The 13581-nt window shown below is 46.1% G+C and carries 16 protein-coding genes; 3 read left to right on the top strand and 13 right to left on the bottom strand.

Annotated features, from left to right (window positions below; all coding sequences use genetic code 11):
- Positions 1-141: 141 nt before the first annotated feature.
- Positions 142-1317, top strand: a complete 1176-nt coding sequence (locus NYE29_RS22755; protein ID WP_340897606.1) for a serine hydrolase domain-containing protein — start codon at positions 142-144, stop codon at positions 1315-1317.
- A gap of 126 nt (positions 1318-1443) precedes the next feature.
- Positions 1444-2643: an MFS transporter gene (locus tag NYE29_RS22750; protein ID WP_340897605.1), complete on the top strand. Its 1200-nt coding sequence runs from the start codon at positions 1444-1446 to the stop codon at positions 2641-2643.
- A gap of 123 nt (positions 2644-2766) precedes the next feature.
- Here the strand turns inward: NYE29_RS22750 and NYE29_RS22745 are convergent, their stop codons facing one another.
- The 4 genes from NYE29_RS22745 to NYE29_RS22730 all read right to left on the bottom strand — a co-directional run bounded on the left by NYE29_RS22745 (position 2767) and on the right by NYE29_RS22730 (position 5552).
- A complete protein-coding gene (locus tag NYE29_RS22745; protein ID WP_038594069.1) occupies positions 2767-3642 on the bottom strand; it encodes an AraC family transcriptional regulator in 876 nt (291 codons plus the stop codon).
- A gap of 92 nt (positions 3643-3734) precedes the next feature.
- The gene (locus NYE29_RS22740; RefSeq protein ID WP_340897603.1) at positions 3735-4292 is read right to left on the bottom strand and encodes an HAD-IIIA family hydrolase; all 558 of its coding nucleotides are present in this window, start codon (positions 4290-4292) and stop codon (positions 3735-3737) included.
- 22 nt (positions 4293-4314) lie between these two features.
- Positions 4315-4740 carry a GNAT family N-acetyltransferase gene (locus tag NYE29_RS22735; protein ID WP_340897602.1) on the bottom strand — a complete coding sequence of 142 codons (426 nt, stop codon included), beginning with the start codon at positions 4738-4740 and terminating at the stop codon, positions 4315-4317.
- A gap of 35 nt (positions 4741-4775) precedes the next feature.
- A complete protein-coding gene (locus tag NYE29_RS22730) occupies positions 4776-5552 on the bottom strand; it encodes a hypothetical protein (protein ID WP_340897601.1) in 777 nt (258 codons plus the stop codon).
- 163 nt (positions 5553-5715) lie between these two features.
- On the opposite strand from NYE29_RS22730, the gene NYE29_RS22725 reads away from it, so the two are divergent.
- On the top strand, positions 5716-6873 hold the full coding sequence (locus NYE29_RS22725; RefSeq protein WP_340897600.1) for an acyltransferase family protein: 1158 nt from the start codon (positions 5716-5718) through the stop codon (positions 6871-6873).
- 136 nt (positions 6874-7009) lie between these two features.
- On the opposite strand, the gene NYE29_RS22720 is transcribed toward NYE29_RS22725, so the two are convergent.
- The 9 genes from NYE29_RS22720 to NYE29_RS22680 all read right to left on the bottom strand — a co-directional run bounded on the left by NYE29_RS22720 (position 7010) and on the right by NYE29_RS22680 (position 13576).
- Complete coding sequence (locus tag NYE29_RS22720) at positions 7010-7444, bottom strand: MarR family winged helix-turn-helix transcriptional regulator (RefSeq protein WP_038594072.1); 435 nt, start codon at positions 7442-7444, stop codon at positions 7010-7012.
- Positions 7445-7449: 5 nt separating this feature from the next.
- Positions 7450-8409, bottom strand: a complete 960-nt coding sequence (locus NYE29_RS22715; protein ID WP_340897599.1) for a zinc-binding dehydrogenase — start codon at positions 8407-8409, stop codon at positions 7450-7452.
- 266 nt (positions 8410-8675) lie between these two features.
- On the bottom strand, positions 8676-9401 hold the full coding sequence (locus NYE29_RS22710; protein WP_340897598.1) for a hypothetical protein: 726 nt from the start codon (positions 9399-9401) through the stop codon (positions 8676-8678).
- Between the two features lie 181 nt (positions 9402-9582).
- The gene (locus NYE29_RS22705; protein WP_340897597.1) at positions 9583-10071 is read right to left on the bottom strand and encodes a hypothetical protein; all 489 of its coding nucleotides are present in this window, start codon (positions 10069-10071) and stop codon (positions 9583-9585) included.
- A gap of 7 nt (positions 10072-10078) precedes the next feature.
- On the bottom strand, positions 10079-10528 hold the full coding sequence (locus NYE29_RS22700; protein WP_340897596.1) for a DUF5412 family protein: 450 nt from the start codon (positions 10526-10528) through the stop codon (positions 10079-10081).
- A gap of 255 nt (positions 10529-10783) precedes the next feature.
- A complete protein-coding gene (locus NYE29_RS22695) occupies positions 10784-11335 on the bottom strand; it encodes a hypothetical protein (RefSeq protein ID WP_038594079.1) in 552 nt (183 codons plus the stop codon).
- 402 nt (positions 11336-11737) lie between these two features.
- The gene (locus NYE29_RS22690) at positions 11738-11896 is read right to left on the bottom strand and encodes a hypothetical protein (RefSeq protein ID WP_339225656.1); all 159 of its coding nucleotides are present in this window, start codon (positions 11894-11896) and stop codon (positions 11738-11740) included.
- 316 nt (positions 11897-12212) lie between these two features.
- Entirely contained in the window at positions 12213-12575 is a 363-nt protein-coding gene (locus tag NYE29_RS22685) for a hypothetical protein (protein WP_340897595.1), read from the bottom strand.
- Between the two features lie 233 nt (positions 12576-12808).
- A complete protein-coding gene (locus NYE29_RS22680; protein ID WP_445322216.1) occupies positions 12809-13576 on the bottom strand; it encodes an ABC transporter ATP-binding protein in 768 nt (255 codons plus the stop codon).
- Between the last annotated feature and the right edge of the window lie 5 nt (positions 13577-13581).

The following is a 13581-nucleotide window of genomic DNA, read 5'->3' as shown; positions in this document are numbered from 1 at the left end:
TTGGATAAAACAAATATAATTTAATCGTTTTACAGCCGAGTTACCTTTGTTACGTTATGTAACCAAGGTAACTTATTTTATATAATAAGCCTACAATAGTAAAGTGTCCAAGACTTTAACTATTCCGAGAGGATGGAGCCCATGTGTACATTATATTCAAACCCAAGTGATCCGCAATGTTTGTCGGGCCGCATCGATGAAGTGATGGATCGGACGCTTGCCGACAAGAGGTTAGTCGGTGCCGTCATTAAAGTAGCAATAGACGGAACAATGGTTTACAGCCGCGCTGCCGGTTATGCTGACCGCGGTCTGAACCGGCTCATGAGAGAAGATGCTTTATTCCGGCTCGCCTCGGTCACCAAACCTATTGTTTCCACGGCTGCCTTAGTACTGGTTGCACAAGGGCGCCTGCAGTTGGACGACCGTGTTGACCGTTGGCTTCCGGATTTCCGCCCACGCTTGCAGAACGGCGAACTTGCGCAATTGACGGTCCGCCATCTAATGACGCATACAGCCGGTCTGTCTTACCGGTTCTTCCAGGAAGAGAATAGTTCCTATCAGCGGGCAGGGATTTCGGACGGCATGGATCAGTCCGGAATCACACTGGAAGAGAATATGCGCCGCCTCGCCTCTGTGCCGCTTCTCTACACGCCAGGCACAGAGTGGAGATATTCCATAGCAACGGATGTGCTGGGTGCAGTCATAGCCAAGGTCGCAGAAACAACGCTCGGCGAAGCCATAGATTCACTGGTAACCAAACCGCTCGGCATGAGTGACACCGGGTTCATTGCAGCTGATCCAGAACGGCTGGCCACCCCCTATGCCAACGACTACCCGGAGCCGCGGCCATTACTTGATCCGGACAAGATTGCCTTTGTGGACGGTACAGCAGGCTTCCTGCTTGCTCCAGGCCGGGCACTTGATGCCGCCGCCTATCCCTCCGGTGGAGCCGGTATGGTTGGCAGTGCCGGGGACTTTTTGCACCTGCTGGAAACATTGCGCCAGGGCGGGGCACCTTTGCTGCCGGAATCTCTGGTTCACGAAATGACTGCCAATCAGATCGGTGACCTGCCTATGCCCTTTTGGCCAGGACGGGGATTCGGTCTTGGCATTACAGTGCTGAAAGACCCTGCCGCCGCAAACACTCCTGAATCACCGGGAACATGGCGGATGGGCGGCACTTATGGCCATTCATGGTTCGTCGATCCTAAGCAGCGGCTAAGCGTTGTGGCATTTACCAATACCTTACTGGAAGGCATGTCCGGCCAGTTTACGGTTGACCTTTGTGAAGCAATTTATGCCAGCATCAGATCATAAAGAATGAGTACAGGGGAGCCTTGGCCGGTACGTACCGGTCAAGGCTCTCTGTGACTGAAGGAGTCGTGACTCGGCTGGCCGTAAAATCTAAACTTAAAATAAAAAATGCAAAGAGGTGCTACTCCAATGAGCCAAAATACAACTTCTTCCGCACAGAATGACTCCGGCACTTCTGAGCGGCTCCCATGGGCTGGCTTGCTCGCCCTCGCGATGACAGGGTTTATCTGTATTCTCACCGAAACGGTTCCCGCCGGCTTGCTGCTGCAAATTGGTGATGGGCTTGGTGTCTCTGAAGCTCTAGCCGGTCAGCTTGTCACTTTGTACGCCCTCGGTTCATTGTTGGCCGCCATTCCCTTAACCGCCGCAACACGCGGATGGCGGCGGAGACCCCTGCTGCTGCTATGCATTATTGGGTTTCTCGTATTCAACACCATCACTGCCTTTTCTTCTAATTATATATTGACGCTGGCTGCCCGTTTTTTTGCCGGCATATCTGCCGGTGTCCTGTGGGGAATGATCGCAGGTTATGCCCGCCGCATGGTGCCGGAATCGCTTAAGGGGCGGGCCATGGCGGTGGCGATGGTCGGCACGCCTCTGGCCATGGCCATCGGTGTCCCTGCCGGAACATTTCTTGGCGCCTTTGTCGGCTGGCGTGCTGTATTTGGGATTATGTCACTGCTCGCGCTGCTGCTGGTCTTCTGGGTGCTTTGGAAGCTGCCGGACTACCCGGGCACAAGTGCCGATAAGCAGCTGCCGCTTTATAAGGTCTTTGTTATTCCCGGAGTACGGCCGGTCCTGGCCGTTGTTCTAGCTTGGGTATTGGCCCATAACATCCTTTATACCTATATTGCGCCATTTCTTGCGCAGGCCGGGCTTACCCGGCGTATTGACCTGGTGCTGCTTATTTTCGGTATTACTTCACTGGCAGGCATCGCGATTACCGGAATTCTGATCGACCGTAAATTGCGTTCACTGGTTCTGATCAGCCTCGCAGCATTTACTTTAGCCGCCGTTGCACTTGGCATAAGCAACCATCCCGTCGTAATCTATCCTGTGGTTGCTGCATGGGGATTGACGTTCGGAGGTGCTGCAACAATGCTGCAGACAGCAATTGCCGAAGCTGCTGGGGAGAGTGCCGATGTAGCCCAGTCCATGCTGGTGACGGCATGGAATCTGGCTATCGGCAGCGGTGGTGTGCTGGGCGGGATTCTAATCGAAACGCTGGGTGTCGCCTCATTCCCCTGGGCATTGTTTATTCTATTGCTGCTTGCGCTGTTCACCGCTTGGCGAGCGAAGGAATACGGATTTCCGGTGAAGCGGCCTTGAGGGGATTGTACATGTGAGAGGCGTTGAGCCAGACCAAACAAATACACCGTCAGCAATCTGACGGTGTATTTGTTTTCTCCTAATTTTTCTTGAACAAGTTTGCTCCCCTAAGCTGTACCCTTTCTACACCCTTTTCGCAACCGGAATCCAAATTTCGCTTTTGTAAGTCGGGGACGTTACATCTTTGCTCTCATTCCATAAGATTTCCGGCCCTTCGGTCTGCTCATAGTTGGAAGAAGGGAACCACTCGGAATAGATCCGTCCCCAAATATTTTGCAGGGTAGCCGGAAAAGGTCCGATGGACTCGAATACTGCCCAAGACATTGCCGGAACCTCCAGCAGCGTGAAGGTCTCGGGACATCCCAGCGTGGTAGCCACTCCGATATAATGATCCAGTTCCCCCTTTTCTTCCATCCGCCCCTCGGAAAAGTTTGTGGATGCGCTTATCAATCCCAGGGGTGCGACATTCGAAAGCTCTTTGAGCTTGGAGAGGGTTGGCAGATCCAGGCTTTGCCACATTGCGGAAATCTCCGGATTCACCCCCTCAAAAATAATAGGGACTCTCTTCTTAATCCCGACGATATGGAATGCTTCCTTCTCCTCAATCCGGTAATTCATTTCATTTCCTCCTCTGATAATGAGCTGAAAAGTCATTCGAGGAAAGGACTTCAGTGAAGGTCCTGCGGTTCTTGCTTCTGAGGGCAAAACACCGTGAAACTGCTGGAATGCCTTGGTGAAGGCGTCCGGTGAACTGTATCCATAATTCAGCGCAATGTCGATAATTTTGAGCTGGCTGCTCTGTAGATCGAAGGCCGCGAGTGTCAGCCGTCTACGCCGTACATATTCCGAAAGCGGGAGGCCGGCGAGAAAAGAGAACATCCGCTTGAAATGATATTCCGAGCACAATGCGCGTTTTGCCGCTTCCCGGTAATCAATCTCCCCAGTCAGATGTTCTTCGATATAAGCCAATGCATGATTCATGTTCTCCAGCAAGTTCATCTTCGCTCCTCCTCTCCTCACATCCAGAATAGCAATAATGGAGCACAGTCACCCGACAGTTCGTGCACTGTTAATGACGGGTCCTTAGAGATTTAGATCATTGGCTCTTCCACACCACGCACGTACTGCTCTATGTAAGTAACTGCATCAGCAAAATCTCCGGCAATATAATCCGGCACGGTATCCAGCCATTTATTTCTATACTCATTTAATGCCGCGTTTCCTGCACCAGTCATGACTAACACTTTCATACATCCGGCACGGTCTGCCGCCACCATATCCGTCCAACGGTCTCCAATCACTGCACATTTGCTTAGATCCAGATTGTTTTCTTGCGCTGCTCTAATCAGCATTCCAGGATTAGGCTTACGGCAATGACAGCCTTCATTATGCTGATGCGGACAAATGTATACACCGTCAAATCCAAACTCCAGCATTTCTATTCTAAAAGCTTCCTCAGTTGCCTCCCCTCTCGAGATTCCGGGTTGATTCGTAAAACCATAAAGTTTAAGCCCCATGAATTTCAGCGTGTTTAAAGCTCCGGGGGTAAACGGGAACAATTCAAAAAAAACCGGATACTGCACTTCGTCACTTCCGCCCAAGGTTCCATCCCGGTCAATAAATACAGCCTGCAATTTAGGTTCTCTCATGTTTGTTCGTTCCGCCTTCATACTATAATCTTTTCTCTAAAACAGCTTCATCATGCTTAACATAACCACAGCTTGCGTACGTGGCAATCGCCGGATCATTCGTTCTTCCTGTCAAAATCTTCACAGTGCCCACACCGCGCAAGCGAAGCTGAGCTTCCAGAAAGGCAAGCAGTGCTGCCGCCACGCCTTTCCTCCGGGCTGATTCCTGAACATACATTTCCGTAATTTCACCATGACTTGCTGCGTAGCAGAAGGATTGCGAGCTCTGCGCGCAGGCAAAGCCGACGACTTTGTCCCTTAATTCGGCAACGGCAACTAACTCGTTCCCCGTGTTCAAACTCCCGATAATTTCCGCCTCCGGACGTTTGTCCCCGCCATTAAACTCATAATTTAGTCTGGACAAAACATCTGCATCTTCTACTGTAGCCAGCCTGACTATTGGAAGCACTTATGTTCACACCCTCAGCAAAAATATAATGAAGCTTACATTCCCGCAGCCGCCTTAATTTGCTGCCTCTGCGTCATGATTAACTCCTTCAGCCAGTCTGTTCCAAACGCGCCTGCCGTGAAGGCATTCCCCTTGGGATAATAAACCATCCGGAAGGAAGTGCCATCTTGCAGATGCACCCGCAGGAACACTCCGTAATCATGTTTTGTTTGCTTATAAACTGCATCGAAACCAACATTTTTCAGAGGCAGCAATTCACGAATGAATTCTTCGGAGGCCTCTTTAGTGAAATCACCAAGCGGACTGCTATCCATACCGCTTTCCAGACTGACTTTGTCCACTTTCCCTGCAATATCCAGCAGGTCTCCGATAGTGGCTGCCTTTGGATTCTCTTCTACTTCATAAATTTTGTTATCCGCTACCACCCGAAAATCGGATCTGTAGCCTTCCAGCGCATAAATCACTGTACCCACAGGAAGGAATGCGGCATCCCCGTTTTTGGTGACATGATCCGTACAGGCATTATCACTCACTTTAAAAGACACTTCCCCTACCTTATCTCCGAGTTGATCCGCAGGTACCGGCTTGGTTGCATCATAATTATGAGAATACCTGATATCATTGATCATCAAGAAATCCACCCATTCAATCTCGGCATAGCAGGGTTCTGACGTCTGCTCCGGCACTGTTTCAGGTGCAGCAGTCCCGGCTATTGGCTCTACATTTGCCTTATTCGTCGTCCCACAACCGGCTGCGAGCAACATCAATATAAGCAGCATTGAAATCGGCCCGCCAATTTTCATCCATTTCATCATCATTATTCACCTCTGTTACTATTGACGGGCTAGTGCACCTTGATGTTACAGCATTTACCAAAACTTTTTCATATCCCGATTTATTATTCATTTCGAATAACTTTTTATATAAAAGTTCTCTATTTGTGCTAAAATATAGAAAAATAAAGGAGGGATGCTGATGAATAACCATAAAGTTAAAACTAATGGTCATTATGTTGAATTAGATTCGCTCAGAGGCATCGCTTCTGTTCTGGTGCTTATTACACACCTGATGATTGTCTTCCCCCTGATTTACTCGCCCAGTTCGCCGCAGGATAACCTGACTCTCTTCGTGCTCAAATATTTGCCATTTACAAGGGCTCTGTTTATCGGCGGTCCGGAAGCGGTCAAACTATTCTTCGTACTGAGCGGATTTGTTCTGGCTTTACCCTTTCTTAAAGGCGGTACAATCCGGTACTTGCCCTACTTGCTCAAGAGATTCCTCAGAATCTGCATCCCTTTCTATGTTGCCATATGTTTAGCGGTGCTTCTCAGCATAGTGATCCAAAGGAGCTCCATTCCTGAACTGAGTGAGTGGTATAATTCCATGAGCTGGACTACGCCGATCTCAGCCAGACTACTCTTGGGACATTTTTTCCTGATCGGCAATTTCAATGTGAATGCATTTAACAATGTAATTTGGTCGCTGGTTCATGAAATGCGCATATCCATTCTGTTCCCCTTGATGATGTATGGAGTGATCAGGTATTCATGGCAAAAAAACGTCGCAGCTTACCTATTGGCCGGTATCATCGGGTTTTATTTAGGCGGATATGGAGATACGGTTGGCTATATGCTGCTGTTTGTGGTCGGCGCATTGCTGGCGAAACACAGAGCTTTTTTCATCAAACAATATAAAAGAACCGGCTCACTCCCGAAAATCATTCTTTTCACCTTTGCCTATGCGTTGTATTCGCTGCATGCACCAGGGAGCAACCCCTTAATCACAGGTTTGGTTTCCTATATCAACATGCTCGGATGCGGCTCATTAATAATCATTGCCTTATCCAGCGGGAGATTCTCAACAATCCTGAGAAATAAAGCCGTCAGCTATCTGGGGCGGATCTCGTACAGCCTGTATTTATATCATTTCATCATCCTGGTAGCTTCCATTAAATTATTGTACGGAATCATCCCTATTGGCTTCATCCTCTTGCTAACAGCCGCGGCCAGTATTTCCATCGCTGCATTGTCATATCATTTTATAGAAATCCCGTCTATTAAATGGGGTAAAACACTTACACGCAGCAGGGATACCGCCATTCAGCAGCAATACGCACTTCCCCCATCACAATAAGGTTAGCCTATTCTAAAAGGTGCAAAGTGATTGAATCACTATGCCCTTTTTTTTGCTTGACAAAAAAAACACCTTGCTTGTTTGGTATCATGGAAGCGCGAACAACCATGCCAATAAGAAAGTGTCTGAACATTAATTAGTTGAATTTATTTAAGGAATCAATTAAGCGTCTTAAGTCGTCCAATAAACGCTGCTTTTCGTCTACGGTCCAGTCCGTCAAGGCTTCTTGTAAGATGCCATTTCGAGTGGAGTTAATTTGAGAAAAAATCTCCTTTCCGTGATTTGTTAATTCAGAAACACGAATTCTAGAATCATTCCTTGCCGGATAAGTATGGACCAATCCGGCTATTTCCAATTTATCAATTTGACGGCTAACACTGGAGTAATTTTTGCCCATCATGGCAGCCAAATCGCCGACACTAGTTGACTGAAGACGCCCAATGCCGATGAAAACACGAAAAGCTGCAGCTTCCATATTAACGCCAGCATGGGCAATCATTTTCTTATGGCGGTCTGACTGATTAAGCATTGTAGTCAATTCAATCAGTGTACTAAAAAGTTTATCTTCCATGTTCCTTATTTTATCATTATAACGGGACGAGGTGTCAATGGTGCATTCCAAGCTATTTCGATATCTTCTAAAGAAAATGTTGTTGTAGCGATATGGATCTTTCCTTTTGAAGCAAGATCCAAAACACTTTGTGCTGATGACAGCATATTTAATTGTGAAACACTTCTGCCGCCACTGCCGACCAGTTCGATCGTAGATGCACGAAGTAATGAAGAGGGCATGTTGATGTATTCTTGCCCGGACGCAGTTCCTATACTAACAAATCGCGTTGGGCGGCTCCCACCAGCTTTTGCAGCAGCAGAGAGAATGGTGAAGGCACTGTCACCCCAGAGATAATCTAGTACAACATCTATACCATCCGCAAAAGCTGGCTCCAGGGCTTTCTCAAAAGCTTGTTTACCGTTGTCAGTATTCATGTCAAATGCAACGAATTCATCTGCTCCTAAGGACTGTAACTTTGAGTGGTTTCGTCCGGTTGCAATAATTTTTTTTGCGCCTAAATATTTAGCAATTTGAATGGCCAAACTACCGGATTCACTAGTCGCACCGTTAATCAGAACCGTTTGACCAGATTGGAATTGTGCTCGATATACCAAAGCAGCCCACGAAGACATAGCCGGGTTTGTGATTGCAGCGGCGGTTACTTCATCAATCTCTTTGGGTAAATGTATAATCATATTTTTTTCTACAATGGTTTGTTCAGCTAAACTCCCATAGGGTGCGGCAGGGAGCGCAAAGTAAACACGAGATCCGTCTGCCAATGTGCCGACACCATCTGCACCTGCTACAATTGGGAAGTTTGTTTCTGATGAATAATGCATGCCTAACGAACGGAACTTGCTAAGTTTACTTAAAGCAGCGGTCGAAACGTTAACAATAACTTTATCAGCGGATTCAACTGGTGCAGGAAATTGACCTAATACGGGAGGGATTCCCGCTTGCTTAACAATTGCGGCTTTAATCATTTGCATTCTTCCCTTCAATTAATATATGTGCGTTTTGCACATAAATACCATAACATAATTGAGTGCAAAATGCACATATTTTTGAAGCCGAGATTATGTATCCCACTCAAAAACCCGAACAATTTCTCGCTCATGTCGCGATAATTGCCCGGGTTTTTCTGTATACCCTCTATTCCTGCCATGATAGGCCGTGTGTGGGAGTCTGTACGATGCTGCAGCTTGAGCCCCAAGGGAATCAGCTGATATCTATAGTGCAAAAGTTGTAACTAATAAATTAGTTCCCTTAACTCATTATGAATTCTCTCAGGGATCTCATAACCCTGTCCACTGTCTTCAGTATCTACCAGCAGACCCGTTATCCCCTCTTGTTCACTATTCGAAATGTTTAGTACATACTTTTTTTGCGTGCCGTCAAGGTAAGAAATATGCATTAGAAAATATGTAACATAATTCAGTTGACCGTTTATTTTCACTGCCTTGTTCAAGGCATTTGCAAAGACTTCAAGTTCATCTTCATCGGTGTAATTTTTTTCAGTAAATGGTCCAGACTTGTCCGTCCCTTCTTTGCATAAATCCGCACATTCCAGCCTGATGCTCTTGATCCTCGTGTCCTTTATTCGGAGGCTTGTCAAGATCCCGATAAATTCCTGTTTGGTCTCCGCAGCTTTATCATTGTTGGAATAATTCAATAGATATATAATCTCATCTTTATGTGGGATCACCGCATAATAGGTATCATGAGTCCCTGTAAGCCCGGACGCTGCAGAACCGTTGTCGGCATCCAAAGTAAGTAATCTGCTTGTTCCCATGGGAATATCAAGCTCCTCCTCAGAAGTCAGCGAACTGTGATTGGGCATTACCATTTTATTAAAATCAAAGTTCTCTACAAATTCACTAGCCGATACTTCGCCCCTGGCCTCATCTTGCTCATCTTTAATTACATAAACCTTCGGATCGGACGTATCCAATCCCCAGTTTGCCGGCAAGTCCATATGGAGTGTGGACAAATCATAGGACTGTTGAACCGCAGGCGCGGCTGTGGAGGAACCCTGCTCTTCTAACGCTGTAGAGGGTGAGCTGGAGCATCCGCCAAGTGTGACTACTGACAAGATCAATACCATCATTATTTTTTTGGACACAAGCACTACCTATTCACCTCCCCATTCACGTAAATTAATGTCCCCGAATATCAAACGAGGCATCATATCCTCCATCGTACAAAATGATAAAGTAATAACCGGAGTAATCTGCGATGTCTTTTAATGTATCAAAGGTCAAAGAGCCGTGTTCCAAATGTACCGAATCCACAGCAGCTCCTGTAACAGGCAGTACTTCAGTGATGACCGGGTATTCTCCGCTCCGCTTGGCATTTTTAAAGGTTTCCTTGGTGTAATAGCTTGTCAGCTCGTCAACAGATAATGAAGAATCCACTAGAATTGCAGCCAAAAAGTCCAACCCGTTACCGTTTCCATTCAGTTTGCCAAGTATAGACTCCCTTTCCACAATCGTGGTTTCAGGCGGGAGCTGATGTTTGCTGAATTGTTTCTCGAACTTGGACAAGTTCACATTGTTAACCAATGGAATGATCAGGAACAGGGAAACGAATAACACTATAATAACCAAAGGAGTGACCAGAAGGGTTATTCCTATCTTCTTCAACATAACGGGTCTACTCCTTCACGTCTTGATAGCAGGTTTCATATTGGTCCTTAAGCAGGAGGCTTCGGCAAGCAGATCCTGACTCCTCATAGATCTCGGTATTCACCTTCAGTTCAATATTCCGATATTCTTTATATTCTGGACTTTCATTTGTGATCGAGAGGATATCCGAAGCTTGCCAGTCCATTGAAAATTTGTCTTTGTGCTCGCTGGAATATATGATTTTCTTCACGCCTGTCTTGGTTTGCTCGACTTCGACAAGATACATTACACCGCCTGCAGCGCCACCATATGGGATATAATACGCCCGTGCATTATACTCACCTTCGGGTGACTCAATGGGACCACTAAATAGGGTGGCTTTCCCAAGATCCTTAAATTGATAGAAATATCTTCTATAGCCCACTAAACCTAAAATGATTATTAGTAGCAGAATTAATACAATCGTTCTTTTTTTCACACTAAACCTCCTATGTGTAAGGATCGCAGTCCATCCATATTGTACCATATAGGGTTTATCAGAATTGACTGGATTGTCACAAGTGGAAACGGCTTCGCCGTCCTCAAGAGGACGGTATCCGTTTCAGCGAGAAATAGAAGGATAATTTATAGTGTGAAGCATATAAATTCTATATTTTAAAAAAACCTGCAGACGTTGTGCCATCAAGGCACTGTCTGCAGGTTTTTCGAAAAAGTATAATTGCAGTAAATGAATTTACTTAACTTCTGTTGCTCCAGTTACTTTACCATCCACTGCTGCGGATGCTTTCACATCTTCGCTGGCAAAGTAGAGATTACCATCAATTGTAGAGGATTCGTGCAGGTTAAAACCTTTTGCTTCTACATATACATCACCTTTGATGGTTCCGCCTTGTACTCTAAAGTTCTCACTTTGTACGGTAACCTTAGGTGCGGTAAGTGTGTAATTTGCAGTTACTTTGTGATCCGCATCCTGTGCATAAAGAGCAAGCTTGCGGTAAATTGCGTTCTCAGCAACACCTTTATCATGGAACTCACCGGCTACAACAACGTCTTGATCAACAGTCACATCATTCAGAATAGCAACAATCCAGGTTCCTTCTGCACTTACAGCCTTAGTAAATGCAGCCGCTTCATTAACAATAGAAGCTGCCGATGTAGCATCTGTCTGAGCTGCTGCTGGAGAAGCAGTTGCTGCCTCATTTGCCGCCTTTTCATTATTCGCACCACAACCCGACAACAATGCAACCGATACTCCTGCTACTAGCAAACTTTTAAATAGTTTCATCTCAAATCCCCCTAAATTCTTTTTATAAATTTATTATATATTAAAATTTTATAATAGTCACGTGAATCTTTTCACAATTCTGTGTCTTTTTCATATTTCGACAAGACATGACAGTCGTCCCCGATTTGCCGCAGGAACGCATAAATCCCCGCTTACCTTCAGCCTAAGGTAAACGGGGATTTATGTGTTCAATCCGTTCTTCAATTCAATCATTTCCTCCAGCAACAATCCATATCCCTGACATGGTGATTGTTATTCATATTTCGGTAGTCCCCGTGCGCTCCCTTTCGGAGTGTTGCTCCATGTCCTGCATATGGGATGAGTTCCCGCGTACTCGATGTCACGAAAAACGTTTTCACGGACGTTTTCCCTACTGTGAGCCATCGTGTTTAGTACGCATCGCTAACCTTTTTCAATGGAATCACGCTCCTTCTTCCGCAAGATGAATCCTGCTTGAATAGCTGTTCCTTGTTCATGGTTACCTCTGGATTCCCGCATACCCACGGTCTGCGAAAAGATGTCGTCACTTACACCTTCTCCAGCAGCAGCCGATTCCGGCATGCATCGCTAACGGTAGTACATCGGGGCCTCTCCTTTCCTACATTCATTTCTAAATTTAGGAATGAGTCCATCACCTGTAACCGCTTGCTGCTGTTCTTTGTGGTTACCATTTGGTGATGTCTATATCTTAACGCATTACACCTAAAAATTAAACCTTCATAATATTATGTATTCTGTCGCAATTCCTGGAAAACCCTGATCTCTTGCAATGAACCGCCCAGACCTAAGTATTCCTTTGAATTCTGGACTATTGTGCGTAAATACGCAAAAACCGCCTTGAGATTCCAAGACGGCTGGTGATCTGAAGCCGAAAATATTAATCCCTGATCAGAAATATGTATTCAAACAGCAAAATAAAAAAGGCGGTGAACATTCCTACTGAGTTAATCACCGTAAGTTCTGCCACATAAATCTCGCTTTGAAAATGAGAAAAGAAGGCGACAGTCCAAAGCACCGCAAAAAAAAGCGGGATCATTCCGGAAACAGCTCCAACGGCTGCCCGTCTGCCCCGGTAGATGAACAATATAATCTCCGAAACAGTGTAAACGATAAAAATAATGATCTCAGACAACTTAACCGAATCCGGAATGTGGAGCTTGAAAAGATGCATGAGAGCATACTGCAGAGCCAAAACAGTAAATAACCAGTTGTTAAATGAAACCTTCTTAAAGATCAGCATTAAATCGACTCCCTTAAACAGAGTAATCGGACTGCTGTCATATGGCACGGATGATCCTGGAGATGCAGGCCGATTCCATAATGATATCGCTTACATTATACTGGAAAATTTTATAAAATTCTGTGGATATCCTATGACATTTGATCTAAGTAAATAGTAGCACCCTTTCGCCGGAGTTGCACAATGAATCCCGGCTGAGAGGGTGATGCAAATTTCATTCCTTAACCTATCGCTCAGAACTCCAGGGTCCGCAGCCATGAAGACAACTTCTCTTCCCTCTGCTTAAGATCACCTTTTTCTTTATGATATTTGCCCAGCCAATGCTCCGAAGCCATTCGGCCATCCAGCATGTAGAGCACCCTCTCTGCACCAGCAGCGACCTTAGCATCATGGGTAACCAGAAGAATTGTTGTTCCCGAACGGTTAATCTCCCCCAGGATTTCCATGATCTCACCGGCAGCCTTGGAGTTCAGTGCTCCTGTAGGCTCATCGCCAAACAGAATATCCGGCTGATTGATTAGCGCCCTGCAGATCGCCACTCTCTGTGATTGTCCGCCGGACACCTCTGTTATTCCCCGGTCAGCCAATGCGGAAATGCCTGTCCTTTTCATAAGATCGGCAGCTCTTGCATTGATGGCTCTGCGGCTGGTCTTTTTGGCCCGGTAAGCGGACAGGATGATATTGTCGCGGATATTCAGATTTTTTAACAGATGCATCTGCTGAAAAATGAAGCCCATACTATGCAGGCGCAACGCCGCCAGTTCGGTTTCGGAAAGGGCGCTGATCTCCTGCCCCTTAAAAAGGACACTGCCCGCAGTCATTGTATCCATACCACTTAATGTATACATCAATGTTGATTTGCCGGAGCCTGAAGGTCCCATCACTGCTGTGAACTCCCCCTGTGGAATCTGCAGGTTGATCTCTTTTAATACAGGCTGCTGCGTTCCTTGCCCGTTTGAAAAGGTTTTGTTTAATCCCTTAGTTTCTAATATATGCATCAGTTGTC

Source organism: Paenibacillus sp. FSL M7-1046 (assembly GCF_038007405.1).
In the GTDB taxonomy this organism is placed as follows: Bacteria; Bacillota; Bacilli; order Paenibacillales; family Paenibacillaceae; genus Paenibacillus_AQ.
This window is presented reverse-complemented; position numbering and strand designations above follow the sequence as displayed.